Origin of the sequence: Flavobacterium sp. RSSA_27 (assembly GCF_051547125.1) — a bacterium.
Taxonomy (GTDB): domain Bacteria; phylum Bacteroidota; class Bacteroidia; order Flavobacteriales; family Flavobacteriaceae; genus Flavobacterium.
On record NZ_JBPTTN010000004.1, the window covers coordinates 189072 to 212477 of the forward strand.

Annotated in this window: 7 protein-coding genes; all 7 read right to left on the reverse strand. The window is 36.0% G+C overall.

The features are described 5' to 3' along the window. Positions 1 to 149: 149 nt before the first annotated feature. Positions 150 to 16343 (reverse strand): PKD domain-containing protein, encoded by a 16194-nt coding sequence (locus ACSVH5_RS07285; RefSeq protein WP_438060784.1) that lies wholly within the window; start codon positions 16341 to 16343, stop codon positions 150 to 152. A 97-nt stretch (positions 16344 to 16440) separates the two neighbouring features. Beyond that, a complete protein-coding gene (queG, locus tag ACSVH5_RS07290; protein ID WP_438060785.1) occupies positions 16441 to 17364 on the reverse strand; it encodes a tRNA epoxyqueuosine(34) reductase QueG in 924 nt (307 codons plus the stop codon). 2 nt (positions 17365 to 17366) lie between these two features. Beyond that, entirely contained in the window at positions 17367 to 18389 is a 1023-nt protein-coding gene (gene ruvB, locus ACSVH5_RS07295) for a Holliday junction branch migration DNA helicase RuvB (protein ID WP_438060786.1), read from the reverse strand. A gap of 72 nt (positions 18390 to 18461) precedes the next feature. Continuing rightward, positions 18462 to 20258, reverse strand: a complete 1797-nt coding sequence (locus tag ACSVH5_RS07300) for a cytochrome c oxidase subunit I (protein ID WP_438060787.1) — start codon at positions 20256 to 20258, stop codon at positions 18462 to 18464. Positions 20259 to 20286: 28 nt separating this feature from the next. Continuing rightward, the gene (locus tag ACSVH5_RS07305) at positions 20287 to 21444 is read right to left on the reverse strand and encodes a cytochrome c oxidase subunit II (protein ID WP_438060788.1); all 1158 of its coding nucleotides are present in this window, start codon (positions 21442 to 21444) and stop codon (positions 20287 to 20289) included. A gap of 20 nt (positions 21445 to 21464) precedes the next feature. After that, positions 21465 to 22832 (reverse strand): quinol:cytochrome C oxidoreductase, encoded by a 1368-nt coding sequence (locus ACSVH5_RS07310; protein WP_438060789.1) that lies wholly within the window; start codon positions 22830 to 22832, stop codon positions 21465 to 21467. 27 nt (positions 22833 to 22859) lie between these two features. Beyond that, positions 22860 to 23405, reverse strand: a complete 546-nt coding sequence (locus tag ACSVH5_RS07315; protein WP_438060790.1) for a c-type cytochrome — start codon at positions 23403 to 23405, stop codon at positions 22860 to 22862. Position 23406 lies beyond the last annotated feature (1 nt).

Below are 23406 nucleotides of genomic sequence, written 5' to 3' on the forward strand. Positions count from 1 at the left end.
TAAAAAAATAAACACTCCAAAAACATAAATTATATATTAAAGTGAAAATATTAATTTAAAATAGATTTAGACAAGAAAAATACTATACTTTAAAATACTACTCTCTATTAATCTTTTCATTGTATTATTAAAAATGGGTTTATTATTAATTAATAAGAAATAAACAAATACCCCACTTTTTGTATAGTATTCCCACGATAATTTTGATATTTTATTACATAATAGTAGGTTCCATCTGGAAGTCGGCTGCCTTTTTTAAGTGTTGATCTTCCTTCTGAAATTCCTACAAACTTCACGGTATTGTTATCATAATTCAATCCAGAATAAACTAGTACGCCCCAACGATCAAAAATTTCTACGTTCACATTTTGGTAACATTCTACACCATTTATTTTGAAATATTCATTGATTCCATCTCCATTTGGTGAAATGGCATTGAAAATTTCCAATCTACAACTATCAAAATTAATCAAAGTAGGATTATCCGACGTAAAAGAAACTGGATCAGAGAGATCTTCAATGGTTAAACCTTGCGAAGTCGTTCCTTTTACTTTTGCCTGATTTTCAACAAATCCTGCTTTAATATCTTCTGAAGTTAAAACATATACTGCTCTGAAAGTATTCGTGTCTGTTGTTCCTACAGCCATAGTAATAGGCGAGCCTTGGATTCTTATACCAGGTTTATCATCTTCTATAAAAACATTAGACAATGGCACATTACCATTATTAGTAATAGAAAATAGATAGGTTACCGTTTCACCAACATCTGCTTTGCCATCATTGTTATTATCATCAAAAGTAGCGGTTTTGATTAGAGCTATTTTGGGCTGGGCAATTAATTGAACGATTGTTGGGTCGTCAGGTCCAGTAGCGGTAAGATTATCTGAATCAGAAATATCTGTTACTAGGGTACCATCAGGTGCATCTCCTTGTCCTATTGCGGTATTTATTACTTCTCCCAACGCATAATCTTTTGCTGTAATAGTATAAACAACTTCTAGTGTTCCTACTTGCCCTGGGAGTAAGGTTGAAGGAGTCACGCCAAGAGGACTTGCAGATAACATGGGGTCAATAATTGCAACATTAGTTAAAGAAACTGTTCCACTATTTCTTAATTCAAAACTGTATTTGATGGTATCCCCTACTACACCAATTCCTTGTACCACTCCTTTTTTGATCAATGTGATTTGTTTGGATGGCAATAAAGGAGTAACGGTAGGATCTGTGTCCCCTGTTAATGAAACATCATCACTATCGGACAAGAAAGTGCGTAAACTTCCAACTATAGGTTGTACGGTTATTGTAGCTTGATTGATTACTTTTCCTGCGTCGATATCTGCTTGTTTTAGAATATAAGTAGCATTAAAATTAGACACATTTGATTCTCCAGCTTGTAATGATGCTATTGGAGCTCCAGTAATGGTAACTTTTGGATCAGTCAACTGCAGGTTCGTTAGGGTCATAGTCCCCGTATTTGTTATGGTGAAGGAGTAATTTATTTTCTCACCAACTTGAGGTATTCCGTCCCCGTTTCCATCAACAAAAACACCTTTTTTGATTAGTTTTACATTGGGCACTTGTACCAAAACAGTAACTTTTGCAAGATCACAATTGGAAGGATTTAGTAAGGAGCAAATTGCATAATTTAGGGTATAGGTCCCCGAAGGAGTATTTGGGGCTACATTTACTGACCCATCACTATTTATCGTTATAGGACCACTTGGAATACTCACGATTCTGACATCATTTAAGGTGGCATTTCCATTGTTGTATTGGTCATTGTTTAGTACATTAAGAACAGAAGTTGCTCCATCATTACCATTTACAATTTGATAAACATCATCAACAGCATCAATACTTGTAGTGGTTACATTTATTTTAACGGAAGCAATATCGCAGTTGGTTGGATTGAGTTTTTCGCAGATTTGATAAACGATAACATAATTTCCAGCAGCAGTACCCGCAGGAACGCTAACAGTTCCATCATTTATATTCAATTTAGGCTCTAAACGATTTCGAATGGGCAATGCGGGTTCGATTATTCTAATGGTAAGTTTATTCAATTCTAGAGGGAAGCCGTTATAGGTATCATTCGCAAAAGCATTAATGGCATTTGGATTACCAATAAATCCGTTAATACCAACCACCTCATCATCAACAGCATCAACAGCCGCAGCAGTCACTTGAAGGCGAACAATTGCCTCTGCACAATTTAGTGGATTGAGGCGTTCGCACAACTTATAAACGATAGTATATACCCCAATAGGAGTATCGGCTGGAACACTCACTATTCCGGTAGTACTGTCTAAACTAGGTACATTTGCACCAGTAAATCTTGGAGAAGCTGGATTGATGATGCTCACATTTACCAATTTTTGGGTGATCGCTGAACCGTTAAAAGTATCATTCGCAAAGGCATTCATAACGGAATTATTCCCTATCAAACCATTAATTGGTCCTTCAAAATCATCTACAGCAATTATCGGAGCAGCGGTAACTTTGATTTGAATTGTTGCTACGTCACAGTTAGATGCATTTAAATTTTCACAAATTTGATATTCAATTGAATAGGTTTCTGCTGGAGTACCCGAAGGAACACTAATGTTGCCATTAGAAACATCAAGATAAGGAACAGGAGCACCTACATATAATGGTTTTGCCTTTTTGATCACACTAATTTTAACCATTGAATTATTGAGTGAAACCCCATTCAATCTATCGTTCTTTAATGCATTCATTACTGTATTTTTCCCGTTAGTTCCAATAACTACAGGAGTAGTATCATTTATTGCATCAATAATTGGTGGATTTACAACTACATCAACCGAGGCTACATCACAGTTACTTGGGTTTAATTTTTCACAAATAGAATAATCAATTCTATAAAATCCTGAAGGTGTTGATGGAGGAACAATAAGTTTTCCATTACCATCAATATAAGGAACCTGTCTTCCATTGATTGAAATTGCAGGGTTAATTATTTTTATAACAACATCAGAGCGTACAACCGCAAGTCCATTGATTTTATCATTAGTCAACACATTTAATGAACCCAAATCGCCCACAAAACTATTGACATTAATTAAAAAGTCATTGTTTGCCTCGATAATAGGGGCTTTTACTAATACAAAAATGTTGGCTTTGGCACAATTTGTTGGATTTAATTTTTCGCATATTTCATATTGCATTTGATATATACCAGCGGCAGTTCCCTTTGGCACAGAAACACTACCTGAATTTGGGTCTATAAATGGTACTTGACCACCATTGATTGGAACGGCTGATTGAATAATTTGCAAATTCACATCTGTTATTGCAATAGGAATAGCATTCAATTTATCGTTAGTAAGTATATTCAAAACATTATTAGCCCCATCAAAACCGTTAATAACTCTAGTTAAATCATCATTGGCTTGAATGGGTGCATCTACTACTTTGATTTGAATTAAGCCTAGACCACAATTATTGGGATTTAGCTTTTCACATACAGCATAAGTAATAGTATAAATACCACTTGGAGTACCTGCTGGTACACTTACTATTCCGGTGGTAGTATCCAATTTTGGAAATGGAGTATTGGATGTCGTAGACCCCGCCTCTCTTACTACGCTTACATTCAATTCATTAAGATTCAAACTCAATCCATTAAAGGTGTCATTTTCAAAAGCATTGATTACAGATGGATTACCTGAGTTACCAATGACTGGTAGTAAAGGAATATCTTCATTGATATCTAATGGAGCGGCATTCACACTGATGAGTGCATAAGAAACATCCGAAACACTTTGGTTGAGTTTTTCATTAATACCATAAACAATAAAATAGTCTCTTGAAGGTGTTCCAGCAGGTACCGAAATCCAACCAGAATTTACATCAAGTATTGGTACTGGAGCACCGTTTATTGATTGAGCAGGATTAATGACGACAATAGCTACATCATTATTATCTGCAGGTAAATTGGACAAGAAATCATTAGAAAGAACGTTAAGAACATTTGTTTCACCTTGATATCCATTAACATCAAAAACGGCATCAGCATTTGCAACAATATTAGATAAGCCAACTACTATTTTTACTGAAGCAATGCTACAATTTAGAGGGTTTAGCTTTTCGCAAATTTGATACACTATTAAATAGCCTCCTTGTTTGGTACCTGGAGGGATCGTTACTTTTCCGGTTGCTAGATCTAAGAATGGTACTTTTCCTCCACTTGCAGAAGTAGCCGGCAGAACTTCATTAAGAATTATATTGGTTAGAGTTGCAGTTGTGCCATTTAAGGTGTCATTCGTCAAAACATCAATTGCATCTACAACCCCTACAAATCCATCAACACCTGTAATTTCATCATTGTTAGCTATGATTGTACCAGCAATTACTTGTATTGAAATTTCATTTTCACTACAATTGGCTGGGTTTAATTTATCGCAAATACGGTACACAATAACATATTCTCCCTCTGGTGTATTTTGAGGAACATTTACGAATCCGTTGGTAACATCTAAAACAGGAACCAATCCACCTGCTAAAGGTGCAGCAGGGTTTACTACAGTCAACAAGACATCCGACAGTGAAAGAGCTGCTCCATTCAATATATCATTAGTTAATGCATTGATTACATTTGTTGCTCCCAAAGAGCCATTGATGCCTTCAACCCGATCTTCAACGGCTATGATATCAGTTTCAATTACTTGAATAGTGATTGTTGCTACATCACAATTTGTTGGATTTAGCTTTTCGCAAATTTTATAGGTTATGGTATAAGATCCTGCTGAAGTACCTGCTGGAACACTTATCAAACCTGTAGTAGTGTCTAAAACAGGGACGTTTCCACCAAGAGAGATTGCTGGAGCAACTAAAGAAATAACAATGGCCGATACATCAACTTTTGAACCATTTAATAAATCATTGGCAGTAGCTTCGATGACATCATTGGCGCCAATGAAACCATTAATTCCCGTCACTATATTGTCTACTGCATTAATTTCAGCTGGAATAACTTCAATTGTAATTTTAGACGCATCACAATTACTCGGATTCAACAATTCACACACTTGATAACCAATTACATAGGTTCCTGCTGGAGTTTGAGGTGAAACAGAAACTATTCCTGTCGCTCTATCTAATATTGGAACAGCTCCTCCTAGAGAAGTTGGGTTAGATACTACCGTTATTCTAACTTTACTTGGATCTATGGGTTGCGTATTTATCTGATCATTGGTTAATGCATTAATTGCGTTTGAATTACCTTCAAAACCATTAATTTGAGTAACATTATCAGCATTTACTATAATTCTTGGAAGGCTAACATTTATAGTTACTAATGCTTTGTCACAATTTGAAGGATTCAATTTATCACAAATACTATATTGAATAAAATAGGTCCCCGCTGATGTACCTTGAGGCACATTTATGAAACCAGTGGTGGTATCTAAGTAGGGAATAGCTCCTCCGTTTATAGCAATTGCCGATGTTTGTACGGATACATTTACAGATGAAATATCTGTAAGCACTCCGTTTAGAGTATCATTTTGTAAAACATCTAATACGTTACTTGTCCCATCAAATCCATTTACATTTGAAATCAAATCATCATTGGCTACAATAGAAGGTGCAACAACAGTGATGGATACAATTCCGCTATCACAATTCAGTGGATTTAATTTCTCACACAATTCATATTCGATGGTATAGGTTCCTGATGAAGTACCTGCTGGTATGGTGACTTTACCCGATGCTTCATTTAAAATTGGAACAAGACCTCCGTTTATTGCAACTGCGGGAACCTTTACGGTTATCGTGGCCAAATTGATAGTGGCATTGATGGCATTAATTTTATCATTGGAAAGAACATCTAAAATCTCGGTTGCCCCTATTAAACCATTTACTGAGGTGATGATATCATCATTAGCTTGAATAGTTGAAGAAACCACTTGTACCGTAACTGTAGCATAGGCACAACTATCAGGGTTGAGAATTTCACAAATAGAATATTCAATGGTATACTCTCCGGCTGCTGTACCAGGGGGTATTGTAATGGCCCCTGAGGCGGTATCTAAATACGGAATAGCATTACCGTCAATTGCATTAGCAGGCACCACTTCAGAAATAATAATCTCATTTAATTTTACTTTGGCTCCAGCCAATAAATCATTATTCAATACATTAATAGCATTAGGTTGACCTAATTGACCATTAACTCCACTAATTAAATCATCAAACGCTTCAATAGTTGGAGCCAAAACTTCAATAGATACAGTGGCCAAGTCACATACTGATGGATTTAATTTTTGGCAAATAGAATAAATAATTGTATAACCACCTGCTGGCGTATTAGCCGGAACATTTACTAAGCCAGTTGTGGCATCGAGTACTGGAACTGTTCCAACATTGTTGGAAGAAGCAGCTCTTACTACGGTCAAATTAACATTGCTTAAATTGGCTGGCAAATTACTGTTGATATCATTTGCCAAAACATTTAGTATACCTTGAGCACCAACATATCCATTTACATTAGTAACATTGTCATTAACGGCTCTAATGGATAATGGCCCTTGCAAAGAATTTACTCCAATTCTAACAATAGCTCGATCACAATTGGATGGATTTAATCGTTCACAAATTTCATATTCAATGAAATAATTACCAATTGGTGTTCCTGGCACTATATTTACTGAACCATTTGAAGTATCTAGTATAGGGACAGCACCACCATTGGATTGGGCAGGTTGAATCACATTTAATACTACTTGATTCGGATTAAGTTGTCCTCCATTTAAAACGTCATTAGTAAAAACATTACCAATATTTGCCTCTCCTATAACTCCATTGATACTCGTGAAAGCATCATTAATGGCATCAATAGAAGTAGGCAGAACGGTTATTGTGATAAATGCCGAATCACAATTCGTCAGGTTTAGTTTTTCACAAATCTTATATTCAATAACATAATCTCCAGCAGGGGTACCCGCTGGTACAGATACAAATCCTGTAGATGGGTTCAATATAGGTATTTGTCCTCCATTTATTGGAACTGCCCCTTTTACTAAAGAAATAGCAACATCTGACAATGCAGGTTGTACTCCTAATAATTTATCATTTGACAAAACTAGCAATACATTATTCCCACCAGTAAACCCATTAATCAAAACAAAATTATCATTGGCTTCAATTGGAGAAGGATCTACATTAACTACTATTGTAGCAGGGTCACAATTTTGTGGGTTTAAATTTTCGCATAATCTATAAGTAATCGTATATCTTCCTGCAGGAGTATTGGGAGGAACACTCACAATACCTGTTGCCAAATCTAAAGTTGGCACAGGACCACCTAATATTGGAACTGCTGGTGTAATAATTACTTTCGTCAATTCGCTTAAGGATAATGAATTTCCATTAAACGTATCATTAGTATAAGCATTTAATAATTGTGGACTTCCAATTTTACCATTTACGGATATTGAATTATCATCATTGGCTACTAAAGGTGCAGCAGCAACCCTTATATTAATTAAGGCAACATCACAATTAGTTGGATTTAAATTTTCGCATAATTGGTATTGAATAGCATAATCATCGGCAGGAGTACCTACAGGTATAGTTACGTTACCAGTAGCAACATCAAGAACAGGGACTAATGCACCTGGACGAACAGGTATAGCTGCGTTTAAAAGTGTGGGTGTTACCAATGACAAATCTACAACACTACCATTGTATGTATCATTTACCGTATAGGCATTTATCACATTGATAGCTCCAACATAACCATTAACAGGGCCTAAATCATCATCATTGGCAACTAAAGTGGTAGCCGATACTATAACAGTTACTGATGCTGTATCGCAATTGGATGGATTTAATTTATCACAAATTCTATAAGAAAGGGTATAAGTTCCTATAGGAGTACCCATAGGCACACTAACAACACCTGTGGTTACATCTAAAACAGGAATTAATGCTCCTGGTCTTATTGGAGTAGCAGCCGTAACAACAGTAACTACAATGTCATTAGGAAGCACTGCTTTGTTATTTAACAAATCATTGGAAAGTACATTAAGTACATTTGTATTTCCAACAAATCCATTAATCGCAATAGAAGTATCATTAGTAGCTTCAATAATTGGAGCCACTACAGGTATGAATACGGTTGCTTTATCACAATTATTTGGATTTAATTTCTCACAAATCTCATATTCTATACTGTAATTATTTGCGGGTGTTCCAGAAGGTACATCAATATTACCTGTAATTGGATTCAATACTGGAATTGGGGCACCTCCAATTGGAATTGCTGGAGTTATAGTAGTAACCGTAACTTGTGATACATTTGTAATAAGACCATTTAATTTATCGTTGGATAGCACATTTATCACACTGAGTTGCCCTTCAAATCCATTCACATTCGGATTGACTATATCACTTACTGCATCAATGGGTGATTGTAGTACCACAACGGATTCTGTAACAGTACTACAATTACTTGGATTTGCCCTTTCACAAATGGTATAAATTACTGTGTACGTCCCTGCTGGAGTTCCTGGAGCTACTGTTATTATCCCACTGGTAGGGTTTAACTCAATATTAGGTGAAGAAGTGCTGTTTTTAGTAAGGGTTACCTGATTCAATGTAACTGCTGCTCCCTGTAATGTATCCGTTCCTAAAACACTAGTTGTAGCTCCTCCCAATGCCCCATTAATAGAAGCAAAAACTTCTGAATTAGCACATAGTCTATTGTTGATGGTGAAATCTGTTCCAAGAGATACACAGGTGGTGGCTCCTATTTTTCGAACCGTAATTGTTTTTACTCCGCTTGATAAATTAGAAAAAACAGAACTATTTTGATAGCTTGAACCTCCGTTAATAGAATACTCAAATCCAGAATTTTCAGCTGGTGAATTGATCTTAATAGTTCCAGTAGCAAAACTGCAATTGGGTTGTTGTACCACATTACCTATTGGTCTTGATGGTAAAGCTGAAATCGTTAATACAACTACATTCGAAAATGTTTCACAACCAGAAGCATTTTGTTTGACTAAAGCCCTATAATACCTTGGAGTTGTAGTTGTAAAAGTGGGGGTAGTATAATTGTTGGTAGTACCACCAATACCGTTAACGACATTGGTAAATGGTCCAGTTAAAGCATCGGCAATTTGCCATTGATAAGTAATTCCGCCTAAAACAGGATCTCCAGTTGCTGATACAGTAAATGTATAATTATTTCCTACACATATTGCCCCATCAAGAGGTTGTGCTGTAATTATTGGATCTGGAATTACAGCAACAGTGGCTGGATTTGAAATAACCGTTGTACATCCGTTTGCCGAGGCACTTACAACAACTCTAAAATAAGTAGTTGTAAGTAATGACAAGGTAGTATAATTAGCGCTAGTTGCTCCAGTTATATCGGAATATGGACCGTTTATGGAAGTACTTGATTGCCATTGATAGGTTAAAAAAGGAGAGCCATTCGTAGCTACTACATTTAAATCATAGGCACCTCCTGAACATACAAAACCATCTAGTGGTTGTGTTGTAATTATTGGGTCTGGCACCACTTCAATTTTTACAACATCCGAAATTATTGTACAAGTAGGATTGGAAGATGTTACAATACATCGATAAAACGTACTAGTCGATAGTGCTGGGGTTGTAAAACTATTCGAAGTAGCCGATGGAATTGAAGTCCAAGCGCTTATACCATCCAAAGAAGCCTCCCATTGATAGGTAAAAGTTGCTGTTCCTCCATTAGCAGAAGCAATAAGTGAAATTGTTGCTACGCCACCATCACAAATAGGGGCAGCTGGTGCTACAGGTTGTGTAATAATATCCCCTACAAATACAATGGCTTCATTAGATGTTAAGGTATTACAACCTGAACCAGAATTGAATACCAATACTCTAAAATAAGTAGTAGCTGATAAATTAGCTGTTGAAAACGTAGCTGAAGTAGCTCCTAGAATGTCTGTATAATTACCACCTAAAGACGTTGCACTTTGCCATTGATATGAAAAAGTCCCAGAACCACCACTTGCTACAACGGATAATGTAGTCGAACTATTTTTACAAATTGTTGTATTTGCAACTGGTTGCGTTACAATTATTGGATCTGGAATAACCGTAACCATAGCTTCATTAGAAGTAATAGTAGTACATCCATTTCCAGCGGCAGAAACAGATACACGATAATAGGTTGTTTGGGATAATGATGTTACATTTAAACTTGAGTTTACGGCTCCTACTATATCTGTAAATCCTGATCCAGAAGTCGTACTTGATTGCCATTGATACGTTAATGAGGGAGTTCCATTTGAAGCCAGAACATTTAAATTGAAATTTCCACCTATACAAATTGTTCCTCCAACAGGTGGGGTATCGATTGTTGGATCTGGAACTACAGTTGCAGATACCACAGAAGATGTTAATGTACAACTTGGATTAATAGTTGTCACAATGCATCTAAATTGTGTCGTAGCATTTAAAGCATCCGAAGTAAAATTAGCAGTAGTTGCAGACGCATTCAATTCATTATTCCAAATTGTTCCATCGGCAGAACTTTGCCATTGGTAAGCATAAGTAGTTCCAGGAACAACTGTTGTTGTAACAGCAACCGAAATAATACCTCCAACACAAATTGCAACTGGCGTAGTAGGCTGCACGGCTATTTTTGCAACACTCACTTTTGCTTCATTAGAAACCACTCTACAACCACTTGGAGCTTGGGTAATAACCACCCTATAAAAAGTATCTGTAGTTAAAATTGGTGTAGTATATGAGTCTGAAGTAGCTCCAGCAATATTAGAAAACCCACTAGAAGATGTTGCACTTGATTGCCACTGATAACGCAGTGCTCCTGTGGATGAATCTCCCGTTGCAACTACATTCAAAGTGGTTGAAGTTGCGTCGCAAATGGTTATGTCATCAGGCTGATCTGTAACTACAGGATCAGGAACAACTGTAACTATTGCTTCAGAAGAAGTAATGGAATTACATCCATTTCCATCAGCTGAAATGACAACCTGATAATAAATGGTTTGAATGGAATTAAAATTCCCAGTTGTGTAAGAACTACTATTGGCTCCAGCAATATCAACAAAACCGCTACCCGAAGTGGAACTGGACTGCCATTGGTATTTCAAACCTGGAGTTCCTCCTGTAGCAGTTACACTTAATGTGTGATTTCCTCCTATACAAATCACCTCTCCTATGGGTTGAACTGTAATACTCGGATCGGGTACAACAGTCACCTTAACGCTACTTGAAAATAGTTGACATGGAATGGTGCTTGATGTTATTTTACATCTATACCATGTGGAATTGGTTAAATTTTCAGTAGTAAAAGTTGTGCTTGTAAATCCACTTCCGGTATTTACATCAGTCCAAGATGATGTTCCATCTGGGGAAGATTGCCATTGAAAACTTATCGAACCAGAACCTCCATTTAAAGAAGCATCAACTGACATAGATGCTGTTCCACCTACACAGATATCAGCAGGAGTTGACGGCTGGGTAGTTATAGTTGTAACATAAACAATAGCAGCAGTTGAGAACACTTCACAACCGCTAGCTGCTTGGGTAACTCTTACACGATAGTATTTATTTGAATTTAATGCCGTTGTTGTATAGGAACTACCGTTTGCCCCTGCAATTGGAGTAAAGGATGTACCATCATTTGATTCTTGCCATTGATAAAGCAACACACCAGTCCCACCTGTTGCAACAACATTCATTGTATGGGTATTTCCACTACAAATTGTAGTCCCTATAGGCTGAGTTGTAACAACTGGATCATTCACTACAGTCAAAGAAGCAGCATTAGAATAGATTGTTGTGCAACTGTTTGATACTTCAACTCTATAAAAATAATTTCCTAAATTTAAAGTATTAGCTGTTGTGTATTGACTAGTATTTGCTCCAGAAATCGGTATCCAATTCACATTATCTGTCGAGCTCTGCCACTGATAAGAATACGGACTTTGACTTCCAGAAGTTGTTGTTGTAAAAGTTGCAGTTCCACCTAAACAAATAGTTTCATTATTTAAAGGAGTAGTTACTAAATCCGATAACCGTTCAATATTTACTTCTATAAAATTACTACCACAGGCATTTGATATGGTCCAACGTAAACGATTTATCCCGACATTTAAACCGGTTACGGTGGTAGTAGGATCATTGGGATTGGTTATGATGGCCCCATTAGGATTACTAACAAAACTCCATTGTCCGATGCCTTCTAGTGGAGTATTACCATTCATTACTGCTGTATCAGTATTACAAATTGTCTGTTTTAGTCCAGCACTAGCGATGGTCGCTTCTGGTTCGATAATAACTCTCAACAAGTCTATACTAGGTAAGCAACTACCATTGCTTATTTCCCAAACAAAATTGTATTCCCCAACTTCAAGTCCAACAACTTGAGTAGTAGGTGAGTTTGGATTTAAAAATACTGGATTACTAGGCCCTCCTTTCGATGTCCACCTACCCTCCCCAACAATTGGTGTATTGGCCTTCATAAACAAAGGGGTTCCCTTGCAGATACTAATTTCTGGGCCTGCATCAGCAACTGTTGGTATGGCATCTACCACTATTTCAACAGTATCTAGCAATTGACAAGTAGGGGTTGCTGCTTGCCAAACTAAAGTATAAGAACCCGGCCCAGATGGCGTGAATAATGTTTTCGGATCATTACTATTTGCAAAACTTCCGTTAGGTCCATTGCTTATTGACCAAGTACCAGTACCTTTTGTAATACTATTAGCATTTAATTGTACAAAGGGAAGATTACCACACACTTGTTGATTTGGACCTGCATCGGGTTGGGTGGGGTTTTCAAATACAGTTATGACAACTTGATCGCGCTCTATTGGGCAAATAGTTCCATTACTAATACTCCATTCAAAAACATAAATTCCAGGTACTAAATTTGATACTGTTGGATTAGGCAATATTAAGGAACTAAAACTAGCAGTACTAGGCCCAGAAACTTGTCTCCAAGCACCTACACCCACACTTGGTGGATTAGCCCCTAAAGTAGTAGAATTGCCACATACTTGTAATTGGTCAGGGCCTGCATTCGGGTTAGTAGGACTTTGATTGTTTTCAATTCGAACTTGGTCAGTAGAATTACAGCCAAAATCAGTAATCACCCACTGAAAAACATATACACCTGGAGATGCATTTGAATATATCGCTTTTGGATCTGTTGCATTAGGCAAAAAAGTTCCAGTAGCTGGGCCAGAGAGAATTTCCCATTTCCCTTTGCCTGAAAAAGGCACATTACCATCTAGTTGAAATTGGGTTGCATCACATAAATTTTGATCCGAACCAGCATCCGATAAAGTGGGTTCGCTTACAATAAGTACTTGAACATCATCAGAAGAAGCAGGACAATTCCCAACGGCGGGTATAGTATAACGAAAGGTAGCGATACCTTTACTCAAATTTGAAATTGAAGCCGAATTTCCTCCTGTTATTGTCAAAGTTGGATTTATAGTACCCCCAACATAAGACCAAGTTCCTACGGTACCTATTGTTCCAACCAAAGGTATTACACCTACATCACAACTTAAAATATCTTCTCCGGCTTTTGCATAATCACGTACAACAACCTTTACCGTATCAAAATTATCTGGGCATAATCCATTGGAAACTGTCCATTTAAAAACATAAGTCCCAGAAATAATATTTTCGATTACTGTCGTAGGAGAATTAAAATCAGAATATATTGGAACATTTGGCCCACTTACTAAATTCCATGTCCCTAATCCAACTCTAGGATTATTTGCACGCATAATCAAAGGGGAATTATCACAAATCTCCTGATCATTTCCTGCAAATGCAACTGATGGTTTTTCTTCAACAGTGATTTGCATATTCGAAACAGAAGTCCCACAGCCATTATTTGTTATTGTCCAAGCAAAAACCCAAGTCCCGACAGGTATGTTTTCGACAATAGTATTAGGATTAAACTTATCTCTAATTAGTATATCTGGATTTGCTGACACTAAACTCCATTCTCCATTTCCAACTACCGGTGTATTTGCATTCATAGTTGTGGAACTGTTACAAATAATTTGGTTAGCACCAGCTATCGATGTTGAGACATTGGGAGCAATTGCAATAGCAACATCATCAATTGAAGGTGAGCAACCTCCACTACTTACTTCCCATCGGAAAACATAATTGCCATCTATTACTCCAGAAATCGAGGTATTAAAGATTGAAGGATTATCAATAATTACATTGGGTCCTGATATTTGTTTCCAAATTCCGACACCTGGACTTGGGTCGTTACCACTCAAAAGAAATGTTTTAGTCCCAGAAGGAAAACAAGCATCTTGCCCTGCATTGGATTGTATAGGACCTAAGGCATTTGTAGTAGTAATTGTAATTTCATCGAAAGATACATCACAGGAGTTGGATACTGTCCAGCGAAGAGTATATTGAGCATTAGGGTCATTTCCTGTAAATATGGCTGAGGGGTTTTCGAGATCACTAATATTAAAGTTCGAGCCAGTTGAGGAAACAATCGTCCATACCCCTTTTTCGTTAGCTAAAGGCAATGTGGCATTCAACTGAACTGGTGACGAAAAACATACTGTTTGATCCGGACCTGCATTGGGAAGGTTTGGTTTCACATTAGAAACTAGAATCCTAGCAATCCCCGTAGAAACAATACATTGGGGCCCTCCAAATATATTCCATTGAAAAGTATACAATCCGTTGGTCATACCTGATACCTCAGTAGCAGCAGCAAAAGGATCGGCAATAATGGCTGTGGTGGGACCAGAAGCTTGTGTCCATTTTCCAATACCAAATTCTGGTATATTCCCTGCTAAAACAGCCGTAGTACTTGAACATTCTAACACTTGAGGTGTCCCAGGATTTACACCTGATGGTTCAGATGAAACAACGACTTTTATTGTTGCTGAAACTGTTGAACAAGCATTTCCTTCTGGTATCGATTTCACAACCCGAATATCGTAGGAACCATCTTTAATTAATCCGTCAATAGTTAAAACATTTCCAGTAAAATTGACTGGATTTGTGGGATACACTGGAAAATTAGGATTCGCCGGTCCATTAATAATTCGCCAAGAAGTAGTACCATTTCCTGTTTGTTGGATAGGTATATTTACTTCTGTACTATTACACTCAAGGCTTATATCTGGACCTAAATTTAAAGTAGGCGTATCTGCAAAAACTAAATTGTAATTTGCAGAAGAGGTACATCCTGTTACAGTATTTGAAATGGTATATTGAAAAACATATGTCCCGGTGGAAATAAGATTAGTTACGTTTGTAGATGAGGTGTTAGGTGAAGTTATAGTTGCCTGAGAGGGTCCAGAAAGTTGCACCCAAGAGGCTACCTCATTATTATATAAAGGGATTTTACCCACTAATAAAGCACTTGTCGTTTGATCACAATAGTTAATTGTTTTTCCTTCTAAGGGCGTGACATCAGCAGTTGGGGGCGGAACTGTAATTTGCACTTCATCAAATCCTGAAACACATGAACCAACTACGGTCCATCTAAATACATACACTCCCTCTTTTAAATTAGAGACAGTGCAAGTATTACTATTACTATTTGAAAATGTAGGAACCGATGGGCCATTTATCACCGTCCATGTACCTTGCTGCCCTCCAAGACCATTACCTGCAAAAGAACCTGATAGTGATGTTTTTTGAGTACTCGAATAGCATTTGGATAAAACTTCATCTGGTCCAGCAGAAACAGGTGATATCCCTCCAAAACTTGTAATAATAACATCATCACTAGAAGTACATCCTAAAATTGGATTAAAAATAGTCCATCGTAAGGTTGTAGATCCTGCAGATGTTCCTGAAATAAGGTAAGTAGCATTAGGCAAAGTTGTATCATTAAGCTGAACTCCGGCATTATTTGCGCCAATAATACTCCATTCACCTCTTTCACCAACCCCTGGTGTAGTAGCATTTAAAAGATATGTACCTTTACAGGAAGTAAAATCTGACCCAGCATTTGCAATAGTAATTGGATTTACAGTAATAGTAACATCATCATTTACCGTAGCACCATCTGAACATATTCCGGTTAATCTAAAAACATACTTATTCCCTGGTAAAAATCCAACAACATTGGTAACTAATTGGGAGGGTGTAAGAATATTAACTGTAGGCCCACTGAGCTGGGTCCATCCTTTCAACACAAAATTGGCATCACCATTCGCATTTCCTACTAAAGTCAAAGTTTCATTTGAACATATAGTTTGTGCGATATTAGCATTTACAGTACAATTTTGGGCATGTAATGAATTTAGTACTAATAAAAAAATTACCCCTATAAATTTTTTAATACAACTATTCATATGCTAACCGTATAATATGTTAAAAAACTATACTATAAAGTTAACAATAATAATTCAATAATCAAGAAATTTTGAATTCATAAGGTTTTTAAGGAAATCACTTCAAAAAAGAAACATTTTTAGACAGCCCTTTCCATTTAGTTCTTTTAATAGGAGAATCTTTAAAAACAACAGTAAATGTTTCATTAGTTATCTCTTCCCAATCTTTTTTAGACCATTGAAGCATTTCAGGATTTGGCTGAAATAATGGTTCTTGATGCGATTTCGAAAAACGATTCCAAGGACAAACATCTTGACAAACATCACATCCAAAAATCCAATCGTCAAATTTTCCTTTGAATCCTATTGGAATAGCATCTTTTAACTCAATCGTAAAATATGAAATACATTTACTACCATCCACTACATAAGGCGCAACAATAGCCTGTGTTGGACAAGCATCAAGGCAAGCAGTACAAGTACCGCAATGATCTGTTGTAGCATTATCATACTCTAAATCAAGGTCAACAATCAACTCAGCAATAAAGTAAAATGAGCCAACCTTTTGAGTGATTAAATTACTGTTTTTTCCTATCCATCCTAAACCACTTTTAGCAGCCCATGCTTTATCGAGTACTGGAGCCGAATCAACAAAAGCTCGTCCCGAAACTTCACCAATTTCAGTTTGAATCGATAACAATAGCTCTTTTAATTTGTCTTTAATTACAAAATGATAGTCTTGACCAAAGGCATATTTTGAAATCTTATAAGAATCAGGATTTTGTTCTTCAGAAGGATAATAATTCAATAACAAAGATATTACACTCTTAGCACCATCAACTAACAAAGTTGGATCAAGTCTTTTGTCAAAGTGATTCTCCATATAGCTCATTTGACCATTCATTTGATTAGTCAACCACTTCTCTAATCTTGGCGCTTCATTCTCTAAAAAACCAGCTTTAGAAATACCGCAAGACAAAAAGCCGAGTCTTTTAGATTCGGCTTTTATAAATTGAGTATATTTTCCTTTGTTATTAATCATTACTAAAACAATCCTCCTTGAACATTCATTCTAACTTTACCTAGATGTTGATAGGCTTTTTCAGTTACTTCTCTTCCGCGGGGTGTTCTCATAATAAAACCTTCTTGAATTAAAAAAGGCTCATATACCTCTTCAATAGTTTCACTACTTTCAGAAACAGCAGTAGCTAAAGTAGTTAAACCAACAGGACCTCCTTTAAACTTATCAATGATGGTTGTAAGAATCTTGTTATCCATTTCATCTAAACCATGTGCATCCACATTAAGTGCCTTAAGGGCAAATCTTGCTATTTCAATATCTATAGTACCGTTACCTTTAATTTGTGCAAAATCACGAACTCTACGAAGGAGGGCATTCGCAATACGTGGTGTTCCTCTACTTCTACCAGCAATTTCAATTGCGGCTTCCTTTGTAATAGGCATTTTAAAAATGGATGAACTGCGCTCAATAATAGTAGTTAGCAACTCAGTCGAATAATATTGCAAACGAGATGAAATACCAAAACGAGCGCGCATTGGTGCGGTCAAAAGACCAGAGCGTGTTGTCGCGCCAATCAATGTAAAAGGATTCAAATTGATTTGAACTGTTCTTGCATTAGGCCCAGATTCAATCATAATATCAATTTTAAAGTCTTCCATCGCCGAATAAAGGTACTCTTCAACAATAGGACTTAACCGATGAATCTCATCGATAAATAAAACATCACGTTCCTCTAAATTGGTCAATAAGCCAGCTAAATCTCCTGGTTTATCAAGCACTGGACCAGAAGTTATTTTGATTCCCACTTGCAATTCATTTGCCAAAATATTAGCTAATGTAGTTTTTCCTAATCCAGGAGGACCATGAAAAAGGGTGTGATCTAATGCTTCTTTCCTTTGATTAGCTGCAGCCACAAAAACTTTAAGATTCTCCAAAACTTGATCTTGGCCAGCAAAGTCATCAAAACTAAGAGGCCTTAATCTTCTCTCAATATCAAGCTCTTCAGAATTGTAATTACTATTGGTTGGGTCTAAATGTTCATTCATTCGATAAAGGTAAAAAAAGGGACTGCAATAAAAAAGCCTTTCTTTACGAAAGGCTTAATATGAATTTTGAAATTAATGATGAAGTACTTCTTCACCTTCTTTCATAGGAACATTTTGAGGAACAAAGTCTACATCATGACCAGGTTTACTGTAATCATAAGGCCATCTGTGTACTTCAGGAATCTCACCTGGCCAGTTACCGTGTATGTGTTCTACAGGTGCAGTCCACTCAAGAGTGTTAGATTTCCATGGATTTTGCTCAGCTTTTTTGCCGTAGAAAATACTTACAAAGAAGTTATACAAAAATACCAATTGAAATGCACCACCAATTAAAGCAAAAGTGGTAATCAATACATTCACATTTTGTAAATCATCAAAAAGTGGGAAGTTAGTATTAGTATAATAACGTCTTGGTAGACCAGCTAATCCAATAAAGTGCATTGGAAAAAATACACCATAAGCACATACAGCAGTTACCCAAAAGTGAACGTATCCTAGGTTTTTGTTCAACATTCTACCAAACATTCTTGGGAACCAATGGTAAACACCAGCAAACATACCATAAAGTGCAGAAATACCCATTACCAAGTGGAAGTGAGCTACCACAAAGTAAGTATCGTGTACATTAATATCTAGTGTACTATCACCAAGGATAATTCCAGTTAAACCACCAGTAATGAAAGTAGAAACTAAACCAATTGAAAACAACATAGCTGGATTCAATTGTAAATTACCTTTCCATAATGTAGTAATGTAGTTGAAAGCTTTAACTGCAGATGGAATTGCAATCAATAGAGTTGTGAATGTAAACACAGACCCCAAGAAAGGATTCATACCAGAAATAAACATATGGTGTCCCCATACAATTGTTGACAAGAACGCAATCGCCAGTATAGACATAATCATCGCACGGTAACCAAAGATTGGTTTACGAGAATTAGTAGCAATAATTTCAGAAGTGATACCCAAAGCAGGTAACAATACAATGTAAACCTCTGGGTGCCCTAAGAACCAGAACAAGTGCTCAAAAAGTACTGGAGAACCACCTTGATAGTGTAAAACTTCACCAGCAATATAAATATCAGATAAGAAGAAAGAAGTACCAAAACTTCTATCAAAAATTAATAATAAAGCTGCAGAAAGTAAAACCGGAAAAGAAATAATTCCAATAATGGCAGTTACAAAGAAAGCCCAAATAGTAAGAGGCATTCTTGTCATTGACATCCCTTTTGTTCTCAAATTAATAACAGTTACAACATAATTCAAAGATCCCATTAATGAAGATGCAATGAAAATAGCCATAGATACTAACCAAAGAGTCATACCTGTACCAGAACCTGGAATTGCTTGAGGTAAAGCACTCAAAGGAGGATAAATTGTCCATCCTGATGATGCTGGACCAGCCTCGACAAAAAGAGAACAAATCATGATAACACTAGACAAGAAAAATAGCCAATATGAAATCATATTCATAAATCCAGAAGCCATATCTCTGGCTCCAATTTGAAGTGGGATCAATAAGTTACTAAATGTTCCACTCAAACCCGCAGTAAGTACAAAGAATACCATTATGGTACCGTGTATTGTTACTAAAGCTAAATAAATATCATTTGCCATTACACCTTCTGGAGCAAATTTATCACCTAATAAAATATTAAATATTTTAAAAGACTCTTCGGGCCAAGCCAATTGCATTCTGAAAAGCAATGACATTCCAACACCAATAATTCCCATAACAATACCAGTAATCAAGTATTGTTTTGCAATCATTTTATGATCAATACTAAAAATGTATTTAGTAATAAACGTATCCTTGTGGTGGTGTTCGTGTTCGTGATCGTGTCCGTGATCGTGAGCTTCTGCTGACATATATATACTTTTAAATATTCTTAAATAATTATTTCATAGCTACTTTAACAGCAGCAGCTTCTTTTGCTCCGTCTAAACTATCTGACTTAGCAGCTCCGTCTGTAGAGGCTGGTGTTTCTTTAGAAGCTTTATATTCTTTAACTAAAGCTACTTTATCACTTAACCACTTTTTATAATCTTCTGGGGTATCTACAACAACTTTCATTTGCATATTGTAATGTGACGCTCCACAGATTTTATTACACAACAAAAGATAATCAAAAGTGTAAGGATCAAGTGCAGTTCCTCCCTTAGCAACTAATTCAGTACTTTTCTTAGCACGCAAATCATTAATTCTAGCTACTTTTTCAATCATAAAAGGCAACTCTCTATATTCTGCTGTAGTATAAATAGGAGTAAAAGCAAACTCAGTTACCATTCCTGGAACACAGTTCATTTGAGCTCTAAAATGTGGCATATAAGCAGAATGTAATACGTCTTGAGAACGCATTTTAAAATGTACTTTTTTTCCTTTTGGGATATGAATCTCTGTAGTTAAAAAATCATCTTGTGCGTTTTTATCTGCTAAATCCATACCTACAGAATTTACACCATCAATTAAACGAACGTTAGCTTTGCCTAAAACTTGATCAGCTCCTGCGTATCTAGCTGTCCACTTAAATTGTTGCGCATATAATTCAATTACAACAGTATCCTCTTCATCATCTATGAACATAATATTCGTCCAAGCATACAAACCATATAAAATCAAACCCGCTAATACCACTGCCGGTATTACACTCCAAACCGCTTCTAATTTATTATTATCTGCAAAATAAAGTGCTTTTTTATCTTTATTACCTCTGTATTTGAATGCAAAATAATGCAATAAAACTTGAGTAATTGCTTGAACAGTAAAAATTAATATCCAAGTAATATTCATTAAGTTATCAACTGTACCTCCATGCTCAGAAGCTGGTGTATGTAGTGGCAGATCACCCCATTTTAATAATGAATAAATTGTAAAAATATAAATGAATGCTAAAAAGCCAAACATCAAATATCCTTGAATGTTATTATCATTATCGGTTGCGATTTGCGAATCATTAGATTTTGAACCTACTTGTGTAAGATCAAATATCTTAGTCAATTGCCAAAGTGCAACAGCTAATAAAACTAAAACTATAATTACCAACAAACTTGTCATCTGTTTTTCTGTTTAAAATATTAATAATGGAAGTGCTTACTTTCCTCAATGAAAGGATTTCTTTTTGGCAATAAAGGTGCTTTTGTAAGTGCAGTAAATACAACATAAATAAACAACCCTAAGAAGAATAAAACCGATGCAATTTCAGGTATTCCGATAAACCATTGATCACCTACAGTACCAGGCATAATCATATTGAAGAAATCAATGTAATGACCTAATAAGATAACAGTTCCTGCCATCACCAAAACCCATGTAATTCTCTTAAAATCAGTATTGATTAAAATCAAAAGAGGGAACAAGAAGTTCATGACAACAGCACCAAAGAATGGTAAATTAAATTCTGTAATTCTAGTCACAAAATAAGTAACCTCTTCTGGAATATTTGCGTACCAAATCAACATAAATTGAGAAAACCATAAGTACGTCCAAAAAACACTGATACCAAACATAAACTTAGCTAAATCATGGATATGACTAGTATTTACATGCTCTAAGTAACCTTTAGATTTCAAGTATAATGTAACCATACAAATAGTAGTAATTCCACTTACGAAGAAACTAGCAAAAACATACCATGCAAATAACGTACTAAACCAATGAGGATCAATTGACATAATCCAATCCCAAGACATAATAGATTCGGTAACAATAAAGAAAACTAAGAAAGCAGCAGACATTTTGAAATTCTTTTTATAGAAAGAATTATCATCAGCTTCATCTTGTGCTAAACAATTTTTTCTTGAAAAATATCTATAAGCATTCCATCCTAACAAGAAGATACCTGCCCTAACAATCCAAAAAGGAAAGTTTAAATAACCAGATTTAGTTTGTATTAATTTATCATGAGCAACCACTTCAGGATCTAACCAGATAAACAAATGATTGAAGTGTAAACCACATAAAACCAATATAACAAAGAAAATTACAGAACCTATAGGCAAATAGGCAGTTATACCTTGCATTACTCTAAATAAAACTGGAGACCAACCTGCTTGCGCTACTTGTTGTATTGCATAGAATGCTAATGTACCTAACGATAAAAGCATAAAAAATATACAAGCTACATATACAGCAGCCCATGGCTTATTGCTTAATTGATGCAAAACATGCTCTAAATGTTCTTTGTGCTCAGCGTCTTCCTTAACACTATGACTTGGTTTTTCAGCTTTATCAGAATGTGAAGTTGTAGCAGCATGCTCATCATGAGCAACAGCTGTAGTAGCATGAGATGCTTCTCCATGACTTCCGTGTGAATCAGCAGCAAGAAGCGCTTCTACTTCTTGAATATCTTTTGGTGCACTATAAAAACCATAACCAATACCTAACAAGCCAACAGCCATTAGAATAAGAGAAAAAGTTTTTAATCTACTTGAAAATGTATACATATCTATTACGATCAGTTTGTTCAACAATTATAATTCGCTTTTTAGTTTAAGAACATAGTCTACAACTAACCAACGCTCATGGGCACTCAATTGGTTTGCATGCGATCCCATAGAATTTAATCCATAAGTAATAACATGAAATACACTTCCCTCAGTAATTGGACGGTCAGCGTAACTAGGTACACCAAGAAACTTTTCTCTTTCAACTAATTTTCCTTTACCATTTCCAGTAGCTCCATGGCAACTGATACAATAAATTTCAAAAAGTTCTTTTCCTTTTTCAGAATTTCTTTCTAACGAATCTAAAGGTGATTTTAAATTAGCTTTGGCCAATTCATAACCAGCTGTAGAATTTTCATATTCATACACATCAAAACCTCTTTTGATAGTACCTTTTGCTGGCAATTGGCCCTCTTTTCCGTCTTTAAATGCTTTAGATTCGGAATATGTTTCGTAACCAACCGATTCATACATGTTTGGAAAATACTGATAGTTTGGTGCCAATTTATCATGACAAGATGAAACTAACAAAGTAATACCAGCCAAAAGTGTTAATTTATATATACTTCTCATA

Bases quoted from the DNA above. Each gene is read 5' to 3' on its own strand.
- ACSVH5_RS07285 (WP_438060784.1), bottom strand. From the start codon at position 16,343: ATGAATAGTTGTATTAAAAAATTTATAGGGGTAATTTTTTTATTAGTA.
- queG (WP_438060785.1), bottom strand. From the start codon at position 17,364: ATGATTAATAACAAAGGAAAATATACTCAATTTATAAAAGCCGAATCT.
- ruvB (WP_438060786.1), bottom strand. From the start codon at position 18,389: ATGAATGAACATTTAGACCCAACCAATAGTAATTACAATTCTGAAGAG.
- ACSVH5_RS07300 (WP_438060787.1), bottom strand. From the start codon at position 20,258: ATGTCAGCAGAAGCTCACGATCACGGACACGATCACGAACACGAACAC.
- ACSVH5_RS07305 (WP_438060788.1), bottom strand. From the start codon at position 21,444: ATGACAAGTTTGTTGGTAATTATAGTTTTAGTTTTATTAGCTGTTGCA.
- ACSVH5_RS07310 (WP_438060789.1), bottom strand. From the start codon at position 22,832: ATGTATACATTTTCAAGTAGATTAAAAACTTTTTCTCTTATTCTAATG.
- ACSVH5_RS07315 (WP_438060790.1), bottom strand. From the start codon at position 23,405: ATGAGAAGTATATATAAATTAACACTTTTGGCTGGTATTACTTTGTTA.